Source organism: Vibrio rhizosphaerae (assembly GCF_024347095.1).
Lineage (GTDB): Bacteria > Pseudomonadota > Gammaproteobacteria > Enterobacterales > Vibrionaceae > Vibrio > Vibrio rhizosphaerae.
Map to the genome: position 1 here is coordinate 1322680 of NZ_AP024903.1, position 19501 is coordinate 1342180.

The window sequence follows — 19501 nt, forward strand, 5'->3', positions numbered from 1 at the left end:
ATTGCTTCGGTGTTTTTTTATGGACGGAGATTTGAATATCCGTCTCGGCGATTCACCTCTCACTTCGACGCGCGACTTGAAGTAACTTTCAGTGATTGGGTGACAGAGAATCAACGGTGAGCATTCTCATGTTCAAGCAGCCAACGCTTACGCTCGAGCCCGCCGGCATAACCGACCAGCTTACCGTTTTTGCCGATGACGCGATGGCACGGAATAATGATAGCGATACGGTTATGTCCGTTGGCTGAAGCAACTGCCCGGACCGCATTGGGATTATGAATGGCTTCCGCTTGTTGCTGATAGGACGCTGTCGTGCCATATTCGATCTGCTGTAGCGCTTGCCACACCTGCTTTTGGAAGGGTGTTCCGGGTGAGTGAATGCTTACGTCAAATTGTTTGCGTGTCCCGGCGAAATACTCGGCTATTTCTTGTTTAGCCTGACGAATATGGTCATTCTCACCATTGATAATGGTCGCTTTCAACAGGCGTTGTAAATCGCGGAATTCGGTTTCCAGCATGCGCCGTTCGACAAACTCCAGCAAACAGATGCCTTCATCCGTCGCACAGACAAACATCGGGCCTAATGGCGTCGTCAAGCGATTGATCAGAATGACCTGACTGTCGGTACTTTGGTTGGGGGATTTTCCCATCACTTTCTTAAACGTGTAACCGAATCCACTCAATGATTCATATCCTGTGTCGTAGGCGGTGTCCATGAGTTTCTTCCCTTCTTTGAGTTCGACCAGCGCATTGTTAATACGGTACATCCGCTGGAAGGTATGAAATGTAATGCCATAGTTTTTCTTAAACCAGCGTCGAACCATTTCTGGCTGTATCTGATGCTGTCTCAATTGGCTGTCTGAAATTTTCTCTTTCGGGTGTTGGCGGACCAGTTCGATAGCTTTTGCAACCGGTGAGGGCGCTTCGTTGGCATTTTCTGTCGGTTTACAAATCTTACAGGGGCGGAAACCCGCATCAAGCGCCGCTTTGAATGTCGGATAAAAATCAACATTCTCTTGCTTCGGTTTACGGGCCCGACAGGTCGCAATACAGAAAATAGATGTGGTTTTGACGCCGGCATAGAAGATCCCCACATAGTGCGGGTCTTTGTCCACCAGCGCCTGATAATAACGGTTTATCTGTTGTGGGTCGGTAATGGGCTGTCCATTTTTTTGCATGGGAATATGCTTTTGTCGGCTTGAATGTTCAGACGATACATGTAAAAAAAGTGATATGGCAACCAATAAATTGACAACTATTTTTTCGACTGACGACGAGCTGTATGGGCATGGTTGACGGATAAAATCTGACGAAATGTCAGACTGATTCGTGGGGCGCTGATTGTTTTGCTTTTATGAATACCATGTCGCCAGTAATGCTGAATCGGTCCTTCCATTATCAGTAACGAACCGTCTTCCGGTATGATGGTGAATCGATCTACACCGTTACGGTGTCTGAATTGCAAGGGGCGTGCAGTCCCGAAGGTGAGCATTGCGACGACTGGGTTTTGACCTAATTCTGGTTCATTATCGGCGTGCATTCCCATATTGTGTTGCCCGTGTTGATACCAGTTACCCAATACAGAGTTAAAAGCATGTCCTGAAGCCTCTTCGACAATCGTCCTGAGTTGCTGTAGTAACGGAGGCCAAGGGGTTGGCTCCAGACGAACTTGAGAGTAGGTATAGGCTTTATCACCGTACCAACACTGGAGTCGGGGCGTTTTATGATGACGGCCAAACAGGAAAACATCCCCCTGATACCAGTTCAGCGAGGTTGTCAAGCGGTGTATCAATGCATCCGTCTCGGTGAGCAGCGAACTCACATAACGTAATCTGCCATCGGGCAGATCGATGATTTCAGGATTCTGGCTGGAAACGATCATGACGGATAAACGTATCGATTTGTGCAGCGAGTGTTTGTGCGTATAGCATCGTGGTGTGGGCATAGCAGATTTCAAGATGATCAGTCATCCCGCGGATTTTGGTTTCTTCAACAGTGACCGTCCCATCCGATGCGGCATCATTACCGAATAACAGCGGACGAATCCCGAAAGCCATCGTGCCCGCGATGCTGCCGAGTTTTTGTGGAAAGCGCCATTCATCTTCATGTTGCTGTAAACCATGATCCGGGGCATTGCCGAGAATCATACCAAAGCCCATCGCTTGAATCTTACTAATAATCGAGGCGCCCTGAAGAGGAGAGCCTATGGTGACCACATGAGAAATTTGGTGGACAGACGGCTGACGGGAAGCGAGATAGTTTTTGATCATCACGCCCCCGAGACTATGACCGACCAGAATATTGACATGGCTCTGATCGAGCGCTGCATCAATATCGCTGAATAGTTTTTCACCATCAATAGCGACGGTATTGTAGCTGAGCACTTCCGTGGCATAGCCAAGCTGGTTTAATCGCTGACGCAGGGGGTGTAGCGCGATGCCATGCATGTATAAGCCGTGGAGAAGAATGATTTTCATAGACTCTTTCATGTCAGATTTCCTAAAGACTGAACTGCATCGTATCAGTTTTATTGCGTTCAATCGTGAGTATAACGCGTTATTCGTCTGTCATGATATGTTGGAGCAGATCACTTTCGTGCAAGGCACGTTTAATCAGCGCGTAACCACCGATGGTGTCCTGTTGCTGAAAACGGGCTTGTTCAAGGCGTAAATCTCCGGCAAAGCTCGGCAGCGTCTGACGCTGAATTTGTTCCAGCAGTAGGGGAAACAAAACCGGGGCGGTTTGAATCATTTCTCCGGCAAACAGAATTTTTTCCGGATTGAAGACATTGACCAGCATCCCCAAGACGCGTCCAAGGTACTGAGCGGCCTGCTCGATAATATGTGTTGCCACCGCATCCCCCTGAAGTGCAGCATCACAGAGCCGTTCGATGGTGAGATTATCCGGAGATAAACCGCTGGGATGGCCTCTTTGCAAGAGAGTTTCGGTTTGCTTCAACAAAGCTTGATTCGACACCACCGTTTCAAGGCACCCAAAGCTACCGCAGTGACAGCGCTGACCGAATGGATCAATCTGAATGTGCCCGATTTCGCCAATCGGACGGTGTTTTCCCAAAAGTAACTGTCCATCTGTAATGATCCCGGCACCGACGCCGTGATGAATACTGATCAGGATGAAGTCATCACACTGCTTGGCTTCGCCCAGATAGTATTCAGAGAGTGCTCTGGCACGAATGTCATTGCCGATGTAGATTGGCAGCGCGAGGTCTTCAAGGGCTGAAGATAACTTGAGACCGGCAATTTTATGGTTGGGTGAGTAATGGATCATCCCTGAAGTCGGATCGACTAAACCGGCCATCGTAATTGCAATGGCAATCAGACGCTGGTGTGCAGCGTAGCGGGAACGGATCTGGCAGATTTGATGACGGAGTGTGTCAACGATGCCTTGTGTATCGTGAGATTCAATCGGTGTTTGCTGAACATGATGAATCTGGCCGGATAAATCCATCAGACTGGTTTGAATCATATCCCGCCCTAACCGGCAGGAGATAAAATAGAAATCTCGCTGATTGGTGGTCAGTGAGATTGCCGGTCGTCCGCCGGTAGAGGCTTGTTGTTCAACCTCGGTAATGAGATTGTGGGCCAGTAGCTGACGTGTGATGTTGGTGACACTGGCCGGTGCCAGCGCACTTTGTTGTGCAATCCGGACCCGGGAAATCGGCCCTTCTTGATCGATCAACTGATAGACCAGGGCTGCATTGACCTGTTTGAGTTGTTCGTGATTTGTCACTTGTCGGCTACGTTTGACCATTGACTGCATGTCCTCGTTAGTGCATATCCTTGGTCCACGCACCGTTGACCAACGTATTAATCACTTGGTAAGCCGGGTCGAGGATCGTGAGGTTAGCAATCATTCCGGGACGAATCGCACCGAGAAGGTGATCCATCTGGATAGCCCGAGCCGGGTAGAGCGTTGCCATTCTGAAGGCTTCTTCCTGTGGAATTTCAGCTTGCTCAACCAGCAGACGGATGCCTTCATTCATTGTCAGTGCCGAGCCGCCCAGCGTCCCGTCCTGATCGACACACTTGCCGTCGCGGATAAACACTGTCGTGCCACAAAAATCAAACTCAGTCAGATCTGCCGGTGGTGTCGCAGCTGCAGTCGCATCAGTGACCAGACAAAGCCGTTCACCCATGGCTTTCTTGGCAGTCCGGACGTTCGCCCAGTGAACATGGTAACCATCGGCAATGATCCCTGCATGCACATCATTGCGATCAAACACGGCTCCGACAACTCCGGGGGAGCGGCCGTTTTCCATTGATGTCATGGCATTATATAGGTGCGTGGCAAAGCTCGCACCCAGTTCAAAGGCTTGATTCGCTTGTTCATAGGTGGCTGCGGTATGACCGATACTGACGATAATTCCCGCTTTGTGCAGCTGTCTCAAATGCTCGCCATGATTGATTTCCGGCGCGAGCGTGACTTTTTTCAGCCACGGCGCTTGGTCGGTTAACCAGTCGATCATTTCATTATTGGGCTGGCGTAGCTGCTCGAGCGGATGAATGCCTTTGCGTACCGGGTTGGTGTAGGGGCCTTCAAGGTGCATCCCCAGCACTTGATGCTGATGCTGAGTCATATACTGACGTGTGGCCTCAACCGCCTGACGAATCACATGATCACTGTCACTAATCAATGTCGGCAGAAAACTGGTCGTCCCGGTTTGCAGGTTGGTGAGATGCATGTGTTCCAGTGTTTCCGGAGTCGGCGCGCTATTGAACATCACACCACCACAGCCGTTCAGTTGTAAGTCGATAAAACCGGGAGACAAAATATGGCCATGCAGATCGAACCGGGGAATATCTTCAGACAGTTCTGACATCGGGACTAAAGCGTGAATTTTTTCTTTGCTGATGACAACCGCAGTGTCCAGTAATCTTTCATCACCGGTCAGAACCTCACCATGACATAGTGCGAACATTTACTTTGTTCCTCCAAATTTATCAATCTCAGCCGCCTCAAGCTGCTGAAAATAGCGTAATGTTTTGACTTTCAGTTCCATGGCCGCCGGTTCATCACAGATGAGAATACTCCGGGGATGCATCTGCAAAGCAGAGATAGTCCACAAATGATTGACTGCACCTTCAACACCGGCCTGTACTGCCAATGCCTTGTTTGGCCCGGTGGCAAGAATCAGCACTTCTTTGGCATCCAATAATGTGCCGACGCCGACGGTTAGCGCCATTTTCGGTACCTGATGGACATCATTTTCGAAGAAACGGGCATTATCGATAATCGTTTCCTGGGTCAGGGTCTTGATCCGGGTTCTGGATGCTAAAGACGAAGCCGGTTCATTAAATGCAATGTGTCCGTCGCTACCGACACCGCCGAAGAAGAGATGAATCCCGCCGAACTGCTTAATCGCCGCTTCATAAGCCTGACATTCTGCCTCTAAATCAGGCGCCATGCCATTTAAAATGTGAATATTCTGCTTCTGGATATCAATATGGTTAAAAAAGTTTTCAAACATAAAGTGATGATAACTTTGAGGATGATCCGGTGCCAGCCCGACATATTCATCCATATTGAACGTCACCACATGTTCAAAACTCACCTCACCAGCCTGATATAGCTGAATCAGCGCCTGATAGGTCGTCAGTGGTGTACTACCCGTCGGTAAGCCTAATACAAAGGGGCGCGCTGCCGTTGGCTGAAACGCTCTGATTTTTTCAACAATATAATGTGCGGTCCATTGACCCACTTGTTGCTTATCTTTCAAAGGTAATAAACGCATTTTTTCTCTCCATGCATCATACTGACACTCTGATTTGTCGCAGTGATTCGGGCATCAGTGTGACCGTGTACGGTTTGAGTTCATCACTGCTTAGGCATCAGAGTAAGGTGGACTTAATTTATATATTGAATAAACTTTTCGATTAGTGCAAATAAAATGTCGTATTGCTTTACAAAATTATCATTTATGTGACATATATATTAGGTCTTAGTTTACTGGATGAATTAAGATATCAGTGTAATGTACGAATCATGTGATGGAGGATGCAATGAACGTACTGGGGTATTTACAAAAACTTGGCAAGGCAATTATGTTGCCGATTGCTATCTTGCCGGTGGCTGCGATTCTGTTGAGACTCGGGCAACCGGATATGTTGAACATTGCGTTTATGGCTCAGGCCGGGGGCGCAATTTTTGGCCAGTTACCGTTGCTGTTTGCGATAGGGATTGCTGTGGGGTTGTCTCGCGGGGATGCCGGTGCTGCGGGTTTAGCTGGTGCTGTCGGATATTTGGTACTGACGGAAGCGGCGAAAACCATCAATGCTGATATCAATATGTCTTTCTTTGGCGGTATTGTTGCCGGTGTGGTTGCCGGTCATGCCTATAACCGTTTTCATCAGACCAACCTGCCGGCTTATCTGGCATTCTTCGGTGGGAAGCGACTTGTTCCGATCATGACGGGGTTGATTACCCTGATTTTGGCAGGAATCAGTGGCGTGGTTTGGCCTGCGATTCAACATGGGATTGATTCATTTGGTCACACGGTCGCGCACTCTGGCGCATGGGGTGAATTTGTCTATGGGACATTAAACCGTGCGTTGATTCCAGTCGGATTACACCATGTTTTAAATTCCATTTTCTGGTTCGGACTGGGTGAGTGTACCAAAGTCACGTACGAATTGGCGGGAGGCCTCCATAACTTATGTCTTGCCCCTGAAGTGGCGAAAACATTGAGTGTCGGAGGCGCAATTTCATCGATTGACGGCAGTGTCATTCAGAGTATTGCGACTGAGACCACTCGTGGTGATCTCAACCGTTTCTTTGCCGGTGATCCGGGAGCCGGGGTATTTATGGCCGGTTACTTCCCGATCATGATGTTTGGTCTGCCCGGTGCAGCGTTGGCAATGTATCTGGCGGCTCCGAAACAGCGGCGGGCACAGGTCGGCGGGATTTTATTGTCTGTGGCGTTAACCGCGTTTTTGACCGGGGTGACTGAGCCGCTTGAATTCCTGTTTATGTTCCTGGCGCCTGTGCTGTATATCATCCATGCGATCCTGACAGGCATCTCGCTGGTGGTGACTAACTCTCTGGGGATTCTCGATGGGTTTGGTTTCTCGGCGGGTCTGTTTGACTTTGTAATCAACTGGGGACTGGCAACCAAACCGGGACTCCTACTGTTGGTCGGACTGTGCTTTGGCGTGATCTACTTCTGTATCTTTTACTTTGCCATCCGTTGGTTTGATATTCCGACGCCGGGCAGAGAAAAAGAAGCGGTGGCGACCAGTCAGTCCGCAGTTGCTGAAGATATTCAGACATTGGCGGATGAGTATACTCAAGCCTTGGGTGGCCGGGATAACCTGAAACAAATTGATGCATGTATTACGCGTTTACGTCTTTCTGTCAATGATATGGCGCGGATTGATGAAGTGAAAATCAAAGCGCTTGGGGCCAGTGGTATTGTCAAGCTGAACCGCACCGACTTGCAGGTCGTCTTGGGTACCAAGGCTGAATTAGTCGCAAATGCGATGAAAGGCGATGCGGCATATGATTAAGTCAATGGGTTGACTCAGCGACGCTCCGGTATCCGGGTGGTTTCACTGAAAGCAATCAAAAAGAGCGTGCGGTTTCGTACGCTCTTTTCTTTTTCCGATAGATGTACTCTGACCGACTGGCGAGGCATCGGATCCTGTTTTTTCTGCCGGAGACCGGATTCGCCTCACCGCAATCCATGAATAACCTAGCAAACTGGTCGGGTAATTGGTAAGGTTGGCAGAGATAGATTGAAACGGAAACGCCCTATGTCTCTTTGGCAAGATTTACCGATCAGCCACCGTTATGCTGAACTTCCACAAAGCTTTTATACCCGCGTGATGCCCACACCGGTTGATAACCCGCGTTGGGTTAGCTGGAATGCCCCATTCGCAGCCAGTTTTGGTCTGGGTGAGACCCCGGATGATCTCTGGCTACAGATCTTTTCCGATGGTGAGGTGCCTGATTATTTTCAACCGCTGGCGATGAAGTATGCCGGTCATCAGTTTGGCGTCTATAATCCGGCGCTGGGGGATGGTCGCGGGTTGTTATTCGGCGCGATTGCCGATCAACAAGGGCGTTGGTTTGATGTGCATCTCAAAGGAGCCGGACTGACACCGTATTCGCGAATGGGCGATGGCCGGGCGGTATTACGTTCCACCATTCGTGAATACCTGTGCAGCGAAGCGATGGCTGCGCTGGGCAATCAAACGACCCGCGCATTGGGGATGATGGTCAGCGATACACCGGTGTATCGGGAGCGTGTTGAGCAAGGGGCTTTGCTGATTCGTCTCGCTGAAACGCATATCCGCTTCGGTCATTTTGAGCATTTTTTTTATACCGGGCAGCATGACGACCTGCGTTTACTGGCGGATAAAGTCATCGCATGGCATTTCCCGGAACTGACCGCCGCTGAAGTACCACAGGATAACGTTTATCTGGCGATGTTCCGGCAAATTGTCGAACGGACTGCCGAGATGATTGCCTTCTGGCAAGCGTATGGTTTTGCCCACGGCGTGATGAATACCGACAATATGTCGATTCTCGGCCAGACTTTCGATTACGGGCCGTTTGCGTTTCTGGATGATTATGATCCCCAGTTTATCTGTAATCATTCCGATCATCAGGGCCGTTATGCGTTTGATATGCAGCCGGGAATTGGCTGGTGGAACCTGACAGCACTGGCACAGGCGCTGACCCCCCTGATCGATAAAGATGCACTGGAAGCCGTGTTGCAAACCTATACCACACGACTCAATCAGGAATACAGCCGTTTGATCCGCCGTAAACTCGGATTGCAGCAGCGCCGGGACGGGGATAGTGAGCTGTGTGATGACTTGTTGAACCTGATGGCGGAAAACCGGGTGGATTATACGCTGTTTTTCCGGCGACTCTCTTCTCTGGATCAACAACCGCTTGATACGGTGACTACGTTATTTGACAACCAGACGGCAGCTCTGGCGTGGTTACAGCGGTATCTCTCGCGTTGTGAACAGGAAACGGATTCAAGGGGACAGGCCCGGACGGTTGCCGCCCGTTGTCAGTCGATGCGTGAGGTCAACCCGAAATATATCCTCCGCAACTATCTTGCACAGCAGGTGATTGATGCCGCAGAGCAGGGTGATTTTCAACCGTTAGAACAATTGATTGCAGTTTTGAGGCGGCCTTATGATGAGCAGCCGCAACATGAACAGTATGCTGCGTTGCCGCCGGCATGGGGAAAATGTCTCGAAATCAGTTGTTCATCATAAGATGATATTGGTCTGTTCATCGCGTCACTACATGCCGGTTTCCGGAACCATTCTTTGTTGATTGCGCCCATCCCTGAGTGTTCGAATGAAACCTCAGGAATGGGTCATTTCTGACCCATTCATAGGTCGGAGATGGAGGGATTTTCACCCATTTCTGATTGATGTGCTGTATAGATAATGAACCAACGGTTAGCGCTGTTTCTCTTAAGTTACTGTTGTTAATGGTTTGTTTCATTTGTTTCTCGGGTTGGCTCATTATTTGCCTTGTTGTCAATAACGTGAATACCAAGTAGGTGTTCTGTTTCTATAACAAGGAGAAAAAGATGTTCAAGCCTTTCACATTACTGACTGTATCCATACTTGCAGCGACCAGTTTTAACGCAGCTGCCTCCGAAGGCTGTGATCCGGGTGAAACCGTGATTAAATTCAGCCACGTTACCAATACGGATAAGCATCCAAAAGGGATTGCCGCAGCGTTGCTGGCCAAACGAGTCAACAAAGAGATGGACGGAAAAGTTTGTATGGAAGTTTTTCCGAACTCAACGCTTTATGATGATGACAAAGTCTTGGAAGCCCTTTTAAATGGCGATGTTCAACTCGCAGCCCCTTCTCTTTCCAAGTTCGAAAAATTCACGAAAAAGTACCGCATTTTCGATTTGCCATTCTTGTTTGATGATGTTGCAGCCGTCGATCGTTTCCAGAATTCGGCTGCCGGCGACAAGCTGAAAAATGCGATGAAGCGCCGGGGATTGCAGGGACTGGCATTCTGGCATAACGGCATGAAACAGTTGTCTGCCAACAAGCCGCTGATCGAACCCAAAGATGCCAAAGGCCTGAAGTTCCGCGTACAGGCGTCTGATGTGTTGGTTGCTCAGTTTGAACAGCTCGGCGCTAATCCCCAGAAAATGTCATTTAAAGAAGTATACGGTGGTTTACAGACTGGTGTTATCGACGGTCAGGAAAACACTTGGTCTAACATTTACGGGAAGAAATTCTTTGAAGTTCAGGATGGCATTACCGAAACCAACCACGGCATTCTGGATTACCTCGTGGTGACTTCGACGAAGTTCTGGGATGGTCTGCCTGATGATGTCCGTAACCAGTTTGCACAGATTCTCAAAGAAGTGACAGAGACGCGGAATGCCGAGTCCACCAAAGTCAATCTGACGAACCGTCAGAACATTATTGATGCCGGTGGTGTGGTGCGGACACTGACACCTGCTCAGCGTCAAAAATGGGTGGATGCGCTCAAACCTGTCTGGAAGAAATTCGAGAAAAATATCGGTCATGATCTGATCGAAGATGCGCTCGCAGCCAATAAGCAGTAACTGTCGTAGTCACGCTATAAGTATGTGCCCCCGCGATTGGTGTGGGGCACCTTCATGATAACAATGAGAGCGAAGATAGTTATGCAACAGTCTTTTTTTTCTAAAGTCGGTCGTTTCACAGATTCAGTTGAAGAGTTTCTGATCGCATTCTTTTTAGGCACGATGACCTTACTGACCTTTATCAATGTCATTTGCCGTTATGTCTTTAATGACAACATTTTGTGGGCCCTTGAACTGACGGTCTTTATGTTTGCCTGGATGGTGCTGGTAGGTGCGTCTTATGGGGTTAAGAAGCATTTTCACATCGGTGTCGATGTGGTGATCAACATCGCTCCGGCAGGGCTCAAGAAAACCTTTGCCGTGCTGTCAGCACTGGCTTGCCTGAGTTTTGCCGTGCTGCTGCTCATTGGTTCTTGGCATTACTGGCATCCGTTTATTGCCGAGCGGGCTTGGTATGAGACCGATGATATTCCGATGCCTGATTTCCTCCAGTTTTTAGCTGATTGGCTCAATGAAGGGGAAGCTTACGAGAAGCTGCCGCGATTTATTCCGTATATGGCATTGCCCATCGGTATGGGACTGCTGACCTTACGCTTTGCACAAGCTGCGTATCAGATCCTGACGGGTAAGATGGATCGTCTGATCGCTTCGCATGAAGGAGAAGACGAGCTGGAAACCCTGAAATCAGAGCTGCAGCAAGACAGTGATGTTGATGCTGACAAATCAACACCGTTATCAGATCGCAATTCATCGGATCGCAAGGAGTAGTCATCATGGCCGTTTTATTTCTCTTTTTAATGGTGATAGTCCTGATGCTTATCGGGGTGCCGATCGCTGTTTCACTGGGTTTATCGAGCATTATCTTTTTGATGTTGCATTCTGATGCATCATTGGCATCGGTTGCACAAACGCTGTTTAATGCATTTGCGGGTCACTACACACTGTTAGCGATTCCTTTCTTTATCCTTGCTTCGAGCTTTATGTCTACCGGTGGGGTGGCCAAACGGATCATTCGCTTTGCGATTGCGCTGGTCGGCTGGTTCCGCGGGGGGCTTGCGATTGCGTCAGTCATGGCTTGTATGATGTTTGCCGCACTGTCGGGGTCTTCGCCTGCCACGGTGGTTGCGATTGGTAGTATCGTCATTGCCGGAATGGTGAAAAACGGTTATTCCAAAGCATTTGCTGCCGGGGTGATTTGTAACGCCGGCACACTGGGTATCTTAATTCCGCCATCGATTGTCATGGTGGTTTATGCCGCTGCAACGGATGTGTCGGTCGGCCGGATGTTTCTGGGGGGGGTGATTCCCGGTTTACTTGCTGGGGCAATGCTGATGGTTGCCATTTATATTGCAGCGCGAGTCAAAAACTTGCCGAAACAGCCGTTTGTCGGCTGGGGCGAGCTGATGGCTGCCGGACGTGACGCCATTTGGGGCCTGTTCTTAATCGTCATTATTTTAGGCGGCATTTATGGGGGGATTTTCACCCCGACGGAAGCGGCTGCAGTCGCTGCGGTTTACGCTTTCCTGATCGCCAATTTTGTCTATAAAGATATGGGGCCGTTTGCTGATCAGAATAATCGGCTGCCGGGCGTGATCAAAGTGTTTCAGGCCTTTGTGCATCCGGATACCAAGAAAACCTTGTGTGAAGCCGGGCGGCTGACGATCATGTTGTTGTTTATCATTGCTAATGCTTTGATTTTGAAACATGTTCTTACCGAAGAACAGGTGCCGCAGATGATTGCAAACTCGATGCTTTCTGCCGGTTTAGGACCGATCACATTCCTGATAGTCGTCAACTTATTACTGCTGATTGGCGGCCAGTTTATGGAACCCTCCGGGCTGCTGATTATTGTTGCCCCTTTGGTCTTCCCGATTGCGATTCAGCTTGGGATTGATCCGATTCACCTCGGAATCATCATGGTGGTGAATATGGAAATCGGCATGATTACGCCGCCTGTCGGGCTCAATCTGTTTGTCACCGCCGGGGTTGCAAGAATGTCGCTGCTGAATGTGGTCAAAGCCGCGTTACCCTGGGTGGCAATCATGTTCTTGTTCCTGTTGATCGTGACCTATGTGCCATGGGTTTCAACCTGGTTACCGACAACACTGATGGGGCCGGAAATTATTACCAAATAAGTTGTTCCGGTGCCTTCGTGGCATCGATGAGCGCTTGATTTCTAAATCCTTTACCGTGGGTGACTCATGGTAAAGGATTTTTTTATCCGGAAGCGCTATGCTCAGGAGAGTAAGCAAATTTTTGGTGAAAACTCATTATGAGATTTGTTTCTTAAAAGGCGGGAGATATGCCTTGCTAGTTAAATGTAATTCGTTACAATGAATCCCAAGGTTAATTAGAGAAGAATGTCTATGAATTTCGTATTAAAAAATGATGAAAATGATAAGGCCAAGGATGAACGAAGCTCTGGTTCAATGGTAGAGGAAAAACTCATAGCGTCTCGTTCTATTTTCATTTCTGGTGAAATTGACCAGAAGCTGGCTCAGAAAGTTTCGACCCAGTTATTGGTCTTACAAGAAATCAGCGACGAGCCGATTTATCTGTATATCAATAGCCAAGGCGGACATGTGGAAGCCGGCGATACTATCCATGACATGATTAAGTTTATCAAACCGGAAGTTATCGTGATTGGAACCGGATGGGTTGCAAGTGCCGGCGTGACAATCTACATTGCCGCGAAAAAAGAAAACCGCGTTTGTTTACCGAATACTCGCTTTATGATCCATCAACCGCTGGGTCAGGTACGTGGTAAAGTCTCCGATATTAAAATCGAAGCGGATGAAATTTTACGGACTCGCAGCCGGGTCAATAAATTGATCAGTGACGCGACAGGCCAGCCTTATGAGCAGGTCGAGAAAGATACCGATTATAACTTCTGGATGAGTCCTGAAGAAGCAGTTGAATACGGTCTGGTGAGCCGGGTTGTAAGCAATATCCGGGAACTGCAGGATTAATCGGAACGTTTTTTCTGTCTTGACAGACCACGTTTACGAACCAATTAAAACATGGCATGGAAGGTGACTTTCATGCCATGTTTTTTATTGTCATCCCTAAACCTTCGTCTGGTTATTCACTGCTTGAGGGCCGTGTATCTGTCGGCCTGCAAGTATCCGTTTGGTGTGACAGGGGTGAAGCGCAGCAGTTAGTGTTTGTAATTTTCTTTATCTAACTGATATTTCTGCATTTTATCATACAATGTCTTTCGCGGTAGATTCAGGCTTTCCATGGTATCTTTAATACTGCCTCCGCATTCGATTAAGGCTTGTTCAATGGCTGATTTTTCAAACTCTGCCACCTGATCGGCCAAACTGAGTACCGGTCCATTCATCAGATGCGGTTCCTGACCCAGTTGAATCAGTTTACCGAGTAGTACATACCGTTCTGCAGCATTTCTCAATTCACGGACATTACCCGGCCAGTGATGACTCAGTAAGGATTGCATGTCCTGCTTGGAGATCGAATTGGCGGCTTTGCCATAGCGGGCAGCGGCCACCAGTAAGAAATGGTGAAACAGAGCCGGGATATCCTCTTTCCGCTCCCGTAGCGGGGGAATATCCAGTGTCACGATATTGAGCCGATAATATAAATCTTCCCGGAATGTGCCTTGCTGTGCTGCCTGTTTAAGATCGACTTTGGTCGCTGCAATGACTCGAATGTCGAGTGGAATTAATTCATTGGAGCCGACCCGTTCAATCAGTCGTTCCTGTAGCACACGCAGCAGACGAATCTGTGCGGGCATGGGCATCGATTCGATTTCATCAAGGAACAGCGTCCCGCCTTGTGCATGTTCGAATTTGCCGATCCGTTGACTCTCTGCGCCAGTGAATGCACCTTTCTCATGACCGTAGAGTTCACTTTCAATCAGGTTTTCCGGCACGGCTCCACAGTTGACCGCGACAAAGTTGCGCTCTCTGCGAGAGCTTAATTCATGCAGAGAGCGGGCGATGAGTTCTTTGCCGGTGCCGGTTTCACCGAAGAGCAAGATATCGGCATTGGTATCGGCAATCTGACCGATGGTGTCTTTCAGGGTTTGAATACTGGTTGTCTCACCGATAATCCGTGGTCCGAGGGTTTGGCTGGCTTTCAGACTGCGCTTTAATTTTTGGTTTTCCAGCGTTAGCCGACGTTTGTCGATGGCACGATGCACGGTCTCCATCAGCCGTTCGGGGGCAAATGGTTTCTCGATAAAGTCATAAGCGCCGTCATGCATTGCCTGAACGGCCATCGAAATATCACCGTGCCCGGTAATCAGGATGACGGGTAAATCGGGATCCTGATGGTGAACCGAATGGAGTAAATTCTGCCCGCTGAGTCCCGGCAGACGGATGTCGGTGACAACCACCAGCGGCAAACCATCGTGTTTGATGGCCAGTAATGCTTCTTCAGCACTATCAAAGAATCTGGCCTGAATTTCAGCCAGTTCAAAGCTTTGTTCGATCGCTATACGAATATCCGCTTCGTCATCGATAAAAAATACATCGCACATAACATGTCCTTATGAGGCAGTTTCAGACGGTGGTGGCACCGTGGGTAACTGGACAGTGAACCGGGCACCGCCAAGCGGTGATGAGCTGGCATTCAACTGACCGCCCATACTCTGAATAATTTGCTGAGAGATCGACAAACCCAGTCCGAGTCCATTTTTCTTGGTGGTATAAAAGGGGTCAAAAAGCTGGGATAACGGTTTATCTCCTAATCCTTCCCCATTATCGTCAATATGTATCGTGAGCTGCTGAGCGTCTTCGGCAAAGCTCAGGATAATCTGTTTATCCGCATGATCATCGAGTGCCTGAATCGCATTGGTCAAAAGATTAATCAGGACTTGTTCTAAATGGATTGGATTAATATTCAACCAGATAGGCGGTTCCGGGGCCTGTATTTCGAAGTGGATTAGATTTGATTTTATTTGTGCCTGAATCAATTCTCTGGTCGATAAGATAATGGGATAAAGCTGGACGACGGCTCGTTCATCGTGATCCGACTTGCGGGCAAATGAGCGCAGTTGGGTACTGATTTTCGCCATTCTTTCCGTCAGCCCCGAGATCCGGTTCAGGTTGTCGTCTGCCCGGTCAATTTTACCGCTGGCCAGAAAGCGTCGGCCATTATCGGCAAAGCTACGGATGGCCGCGAGTGGGTTATTCAATTCATGACTGATACTGGCGGACATTTGTCCCAGTACCGCAAGTTTGGCAGCCTGAATCAATTCATCTTGTGTTTGTCGCAGTCGGTGTTCGGTTTTACTGCGTTCTTCAATCTCAAGATGTAACTTCGCGGTTCTTTCCATAACTAAAAATTCAAGCTTTTGCTTTGCTTCCGACTGGAGTTGCTCAATCTGACGTAATTTATTTTTACGATGATGCACGAGCAACAGAATCAGATAAATAATGGCAAAGACCATGCATGAAATGACCACAAAGCCGAAACTGCTCCAAAATACCTGAATCTTCGGTGACAGCACACGAATGTTCAGCGGAATGTTCTTCAACGGCCGGCTGCTGACAATAAAGTCACCTTTAATCCAGCCTTGTTTCGGGTCAATCCATTCAGTGGTTGCTTGATCCATTTTCCCGAGTAACCCCAGCGATTGGATCGTTTGATCAAGATACTGACGGGAATGAAAGATTTCTGTGCGGATCTTCGGGTCAATAAAGGTGACACTTTTGAACAGCCAGTTTGGCTGACTGGACATAAAAATAATACTGTACGGATCGGTGGCAACAAAGTAACTGCTTTTGCTTTTCCAGTTCTCTTCAATCGACGAAAGATCCATTTTCACCACCACGACACCGAGAATCGTCGCAGCATACGTCACCGGATATGCGTAGTAGTATCCACGTTCCCCGGAAGTTGAGCCCAGCGCGTAGTATTGGCTTTCATTGCCTTGTACTGCTACCTGAAAGTACGGACGCCAGTTGAAATTTCTCCCAATAAATGAATGTTTGAGATTCCAGTTACTCGCGGCAATGGTCGTTCCGTGAATATCCAGAAGATAGGTATCAGAAGCTTTGATCGCATCATTGACCTGTTCAAGATAGTGATTGGTGATATCGATTTGAGCGGAGTTATCGGCCATCGTCAGCGCATCTACCAGTTTTTTATCGGTCGAGAGGAGGCGGGGGATATGGGCGAACTTATCCAATTTGGTAACCACGTGACTGGCAAAACGTTCTAACTGTGCCTGATGTTCGCTGAGCAGGGCCTGATAACTATACTGCCACACAAGATGCGCACCGTAGGCAGTCGTTACAACAAAAACAACCATAAAGATAAGATTGAAACGGAACTTAGATACCATCGTTGCACTTGTCAGTGGGAAGAGCCAGTTCTCTATTTTACTGGGTTTGTCTGAAGAACGGTGATAAACGGTTTCGGGAAGAGCGAAAAAGTAAGATCAGGATCTCTTTTTCAATATTTCACGGAAAAAAAGCCATTTTTCCCTTGAAAAGCACAATTTTACCCCCAACCTGTCAATCTACGGAGCAATACGGATGGAATTTTTGTCAGGCAGGAGAATAAATTCTGAGCATCAGGAATTCGTCTGCTGAGATAGACTCGACAGTTGTGGCTCTGGTCGTTAGAATGTCGCGTCTGAAAAGTATGTCCTGAGTCTGATAGGAGCATATCTGGAGTATCTCCTGTTGTGGAACGATGATTACTCCACGTCACTGCTCACTATTTATTTCGTTATAGATGTACTCTGAAAGAGTACGGAACATGGATGCAGCCAAGATTAGCGAATGCGATCTAGGCTCATGATGCTCAGAAGAACTGAGCCAGTTTTGAGGTTTATATAGAATGCAAGTTACTGTTGAAACGCTAGAAGGCCTACAACGCCGTCTGAATATTACTGTTCCTGCTGCCAACATCGAAGATGCTGTGACAGCAGAACTGCGTAACATCGCAAAAAACCGTCGTTTCGATGGTTTCCGTAAAGGCAAAGTGCCGATGAAAATGGTTGCTAAGATGTATGGCAAAGCAGTACGTCAGGATATCCTTGGTGAAGTGATGCAGCGTCACTTTATCGAAGCAATTATCCAAGAAAAAGTGAACCCTGCTGGCGCGCCGACATTTACTCCCGTTGAAAGTGAAGAGAATAAAGACTTAGTTTTTAACGCAACGTTTGAAGTTTATCCTGAAGTTGAGTTGAAAGGCTTGGAAAATATCGAAGTCGAGAAGCCAAACGTTGCAGTAAAAGATGAAGATGTGGCAGAAATGCTTGAAACACTGCGCAAGCAGCAAGCGACTTGGAAAGAAGTTGACGCGGCTGCAGATGAAGACAAGCGTGTTACACTTAATTTTGTTGGAACCATTGATGGTGAGGAATTTGAAGGCGGTAAAGCCGAAGACTTCGCACTGGAAATGGGCGCTGGCCGAATGATTCCTGGGTTTGAAGATGGCATCGTTGGTAAAACTGCCGGTATGGAATTTGAAATCGATGTTACTTTCCCTGAAGACTATCATGCTGAGAATCTGAAAGGTAAAGCAGCAAAATTTGCGATTAAGCTCAGCAAAGTTGAAGAGCGTGAATTACCTGAATTGAACGATGAATTCGTCGCGAAGTTCGGTGTGAGTGAAGGCGGTATTGAAGCGCTTCAGACTGAAGTTCGTAAGAATATGGAACGTGAGCTTAAGCAAGCCGTGAAGCAGCGTATCAAGCAACAAGCAATTGATGGCTTGGTCAAAGAAAATGATATTGACGTTCCGGCTGCATTGATCGATCAAGAAATCCAAGTATTGCGTCAACAAGCGGCACAACGTTTCGGTGGCAATTCTGAAGCTGCGGCACAGCTGCCTCGTGAACTGTTCGAAGAACAGGCAAAACGTCGTGTTGTAGTGGGCTTGCTGCTCGGTGAAGTCATCAAAGCAGATGAACTGAAAGCCGATGACGAAAAAGTTAAAGCACTGATCGAAGACATGGCAACTGCTTATGAAGATCCACAAGAAGTTGTGACCTATTATGAGCAAAACGAAGAGCTCATGAATAACATGCGTAACGTTGCACTTGAAGAGCAAGCGATTGATGCGATCCTTGCGAAAGCAAAAGTTTCTGAGAAAGAAGTAAGCTTCAATGAGCTGATGAACTCTCAGAACGCTGCTTAATTAGGCAATATGTATCATAGAAGGTTGACTAAAGGTTAACTATTCTGATAACAATGGTCCGCATGATCTCCGTCATCGGACCATTTATTTTAGGGATATAAGAATATGAGCTACCAAGAAAAAAATGAAATGTCGTCAATCCTGAACGCCTTAGTACCCATGGTGGTAGAGCAGACCTCCCGAGGAGAACGCTCTTATGATATTTATTCCCGTCTGTTGAAAGAGCGTATTATCTTTTTGACCGGTCAGGTTGAAGATCAGATGGCAAATCTTATCGTGGCTCAGCTCCTTTTCCTGGAATCAGAAAACCCGGATAAAGACATCTTCTTGTACATCAACTCCCCGGGAGGAAGTGTTGATGCCGGGTTGTCGATTTATGATACCATGGAGTTTATCAAACCTGATGTGAGTACGGTATGTATGGGTCAGGCATGTTCGATGGGTGCTTTTTTACTTGCGGGCGGCACTGCTGGAAAACGCTTCATGCTGCCAAATGCACGAGCGATGATTCATCAACCGTTGGGTGGTTTTGGCGGTCAGGCATCTGATATTCAGATTCATACGCAGGAAATTTTGAAGATTAAACAAAAATTGAATGATCTTCTCGCCAAACATACCGGGCAGCCACTGGATGTCATTGAACGTGATACAGATCGGGATAATTTTATGTCTGCGCAGCAGGCTGTCGATTACGGTCTGGTTGATGCAGTATTGACGCATCGGGGCAAATAGGCTGATAGTGCTTTCATTTGAATAGCGCAATTTGATACAAATTGATATAAACTCAGCATATGGATAAAGGCTAAG

General features: G+C 47.9%; 16 protein-coding genes and 1 pseudogene. 8 read left to right on the plus strand and 9 right to left on the minus strand.

All coding sequences use genetic code 11. From position 1 onward, the window contains the following. Positions 1-110: 110 nt before the first annotated feature. The 7 genes and pseudogenes from OCV37_RS19800 to nagB all read right to left on the minus strand — a co-directional run bounded on the left by OCV37_RS19800 (position 111) and on the right by nagB (position 5752). Complete coding sequence (locus tag OCV37_RS19800; RefSeq protein WP_342665169.1) at positions 111-650, minus strand: methylated-DNA--[protein]-cysteine S-methyltransferase; 540 nt, start codon at positions 648-650, stop codon at positions 111-113. 39 nt (positions 651-689) lie between these two features. Beyond that, positions 690-1178 (minus strand): annotated as a pseudogene (locus tag OCV37_RS19805) (bifunctional transcriptional activator/DNA repair enzyme AdaA); the annotation flags it as partial. 77 nt (positions 1179-1255) lie between these two features. Next, positions 1256-1945: an alpha-ketoglutarate-dependent dioxygenase AlkB family protein gene (locus tag OCV37_RS05695; protein ID WP_157634872.1), complete on the minus strand. Its 690-nt coding sequence runs from the start codon at positions 1943-1945 to the stop codon at positions 1256-1258. Continuing rightward, entirely contained in the window at positions 1857-2477 is a 621-nt protein-coding gene (locus OCV37_RS05700) for an esterase/lipase family protein (RefSeq protein WP_038178675.1), read from the minus strand. Before OCV37_RS05700 ends, OCV37_RS05695 begins: the two co-directional genes overlap by 89 nt. Before the next feature lie 79 nt (positions 2478-2556). Further along, positions 2557-3771, minus strand: a complete 1215-nt coding sequence (locus OCV37_RS05705; RefSeq protein ID WP_038178677.1) for an ROK family protein — start codon at positions 3769-3771, stop codon at positions 2557-2559. 16 nt (positions 3772-3787) lie between these two features. Continuing rightward, positions 3788-4939, minus strand: a complete 1152-nt coding sequence (gene nagA, locus OCV37_RS05710; RefSeq protein WP_038178506.1) for an N-acetylglucosamine-6-phosphate deacetylase — start codon at positions 4937-4939, stop codon at positions 3788-3790. Further along, positions 4940-5752 carry a glucosamine-6-phosphate deaminase gene (nagB, locus tag OCV37_RS05715; protein WP_038178507.1) on the minus strand — a complete coding sequence of 271 codons (813 nt, stop codon included), beginning with the start codon at positions 5750-5752 and terminating at the stop codon, positions 4940-4942. 268 nt (positions 5753-6020) lie between these two features. Here nagB and nagE point away from each other — a divergent pair, with 268 nt between their 5' ends. From nagE to OCV37_RS05745, 6 genes are all read left to right on the plus strand, one after another. After that, the gene (nagE, locus tag OCV37_RS05720; protein WP_038178508.1) at positions 6021-7523 is read left to right on the plus strand and encodes an N-acetylglucosamine-specific PTS transporter subunit IIBC; all 1503 of its coding nucleotides are present in this window, start codon (positions 6021-6023) and stop codon (positions 7521-7523) included. A 246-nt stretch (positions 7524-7769) separates the two neighbouring features. After that, positions 7770-9251 carry a protein adenylyltransferase SelO gene (locus OCV37_RS05725; protein ID WP_038178509.1) on the plus strand — a complete coding sequence of 494 codons (1482 nt, stop codon included), beginning with the start codon at positions 7770-7772 and terminating at the stop codon, positions 9249-9251. Between the two features lie 323 nt (positions 9252-9574). Further along, positions 9575-10579: a TRAP transporter substrate-binding protein gene (locus OCV37_RS05730; protein WP_038178510.1), complete on the plus strand. Its 1005-nt coding sequence runs from the start codon at positions 9575-9577 to the stop codon at positions 10577-10579. Positions 10580-10660: 81 nt separating this feature from the next. Then, on the plus strand, positions 10661-11347 hold the full coding sequence (locus OCV37_RS05735; protein ID WP_038178511.1) for a TRAP transporter small permease: 687 nt from the start codon (positions 10661-10663) through the stop codon (positions 11345-11347). 5 nt (positions 11348-11352) lie between these two features. Then, positions 11353-12714 (plus strand): TRAP transporter large permease, encoded by a 1362-nt coding sequence (locus OCV37_RS05740; RefSeq protein ID WP_038178512.1) that lies wholly within the window; start codon positions 11353-11355, stop codon positions 12712-12714. Between the two features lie 231 nt (positions 12715-12945). After that, positions 12946-13548: an ATP-dependent Clp protease proteolytic subunit gene (locus tag OCV37_RS05745; RefSeq protein ID WP_038178513.1), complete on the plus strand. Its 603-nt coding sequence runs from the start codon at positions 12946-12948 to the stop codon at positions 13546-13548. A 188-nt stretch (positions 13549-13736) separates the two neighbouring features. Here the strand turns inward: OCV37_RS05745 and OCV37_RS05750 are convergent, their stop codons facing one another. Both OCV37_RS05750 and OCV37_RS05755 read right to left on the minus strand, forming a co-directional pair. Continuing rightward, positions 13737-15080 (minus strand): sigma-54-dependent transcriptional regulator, encoded by a 1344-nt coding sequence (locus OCV37_RS05750; protein WP_038178514.1) that lies wholly within the window; start codon positions 15078-15080, stop codon positions 13737-13739. A 9-nt stretch (positions 15081-15089) separates the two neighbouring features. Then, on the minus strand, positions 15090-16889 hold the full coding sequence (locus OCV37_RS05755) for a sensor histidine kinase (protein ID WP_038178515.1): 1800 nt from the start codon (positions 16887-16889) through the stop codon (positions 15090-15092). Between the two features lie 500 nt (positions 16890-17389). Between OCV37_RS05755 and tig the strand changes: the two genes are divergently transcribed. Then, positions 17390-18694: a trigger factor gene (tig, locus tag OCV37_RS05760; RefSeq protein WP_038178516.1), complete on the plus strand. Its 1305-nt coding sequence runs from the start codon at positions 17390-17392 to the stop codon at positions 18692-18694. A 105-nt stretch (positions 18695-18799) separates the two neighbouring features. After that, positions 18800-19426 carry an ATP-dependent Clp endopeptidase proteolytic subunit ClpP gene (gene clpP / locus OCV37_RS05765; RefSeq protein ID WP_038178517.1) on the plus strand — a complete coding sequence of 209 codons (627 nt, stop codon included), beginning with the start codon at positions 18800-18802 and terminating at the stop codon, positions 19424-19426. Positions 19427-19501 lie beyond the last annotated feature (75 nt).

Excerpts from the sequence above, each read along its gene's own strand:
- OCV37_RS19800 (WP_342665169.1), bottom strand. The coding sequence starts at position 650 with ATGGGAAAATCCCCCAACCAAAGTACCGACAGTCAGGTCATTCTGATC.
- OCV37_RS05695 (WP_157634872.1), bottom strand. The coding sequence starts at position 1,945 with ATGCCCACACCACGATGCTATACGCACAAACACTCGCTGCACAAATCG.
- OCV37_RS05700 (WP_038178675.1), bottom strand. The coding sequence starts at position 2,477 with ATGAAAATCATTCTTCTCCACGGCTTATACATGCATGGCATCGCGCTA.
- OCV37_RS05705 (WP_038178677.1), bottom strand. The coding sequence starts at position 3,771 with ATGGTCAAACGTAGCCGACAAGTGACAAATCACGAACAACTCAAACAG.
- nagA (WP_038178506.1), bottom strand. The coding sequence starts at position 4,939 with ATGTTCGCACTATGTCATGGTGAGGTTCTGACCGGTGATGAAAGATTA.
- nagB (WP_038178507.1), bottom strand. The coding sequence starts at position 5,752 with ATGCGTTTATTACCTTTGAAAGATAAGCAACAAGTGGGTCAATGGACC.
- nagE (WP_038178508.1), top strand. The coding sequence starts at position 6,021 with ATGAACGTACTGGGGTATTTACAAAAACTTGGCAAGGCAATTATGTTG.
- OCV37_RS05725 (WP_038178509.1), top strand. The coding sequence starts at position 7,770 with ATGTCTCTTTGGCAAGATTTACCGATCAGCCACCGTTATGCTGAACTT.
- OCV37_RS05730 (WP_038178510.1), top strand. The coding sequence starts at position 9,575 with ATGTTCAAGCCTTTCACATTACTGACTGTATCCATACTTGCAGCGACC.
- OCV37_RS05735 (WP_038178511.1), top strand. The coding sequence starts at position 10,661 with ATGCAACAGTCTTTTTTTTCTAAAGTCGGTCGTTTCACAGATTCAGTT.
- OCV37_RS05740 (WP_038178512.1), top strand. The coding sequence starts at position 11,353 with ATGGCCGTTTTATTTCTCTTTTTAATGGTGATAGTCCTGATGCTTATC.
- OCV37_RS05745 (WP_038178513.1), top strand. The coding sequence starts at position 12,946 with ATGAATTTCGTATTAAAAAATGATGAAAATGATAAGGCCAAGGATGAA.
- OCV37_RS05750 (WP_038178514.1), bottom strand. The coding sequence starts at position 15,080 with ATGTGCGATGTATTTTTTATCGATGACGAAGCGGATATTCGTATAGCG.
- OCV37_RS05755 (WP_038178515.1), bottom strand. The coding sequence starts at position 16,889 with ATGGTATCTAAGTTCCGTTTCAATCTTATCTTTATGGTTGTTTTTGTT.
- tig (WP_038178516.1), top strand. The coding sequence starts at position 17,390 with ATGCAAGTTACTGTTGAAACGCTAGAAGGCCTACAACGCCGTCTGAAT.
- clpP (WP_038178517.1), top strand. The coding sequence starts at position 18,800 with ATGAGCTACCAAGAAAAAAATGAAATGTCGTCAATCCTGAACGCCTTA.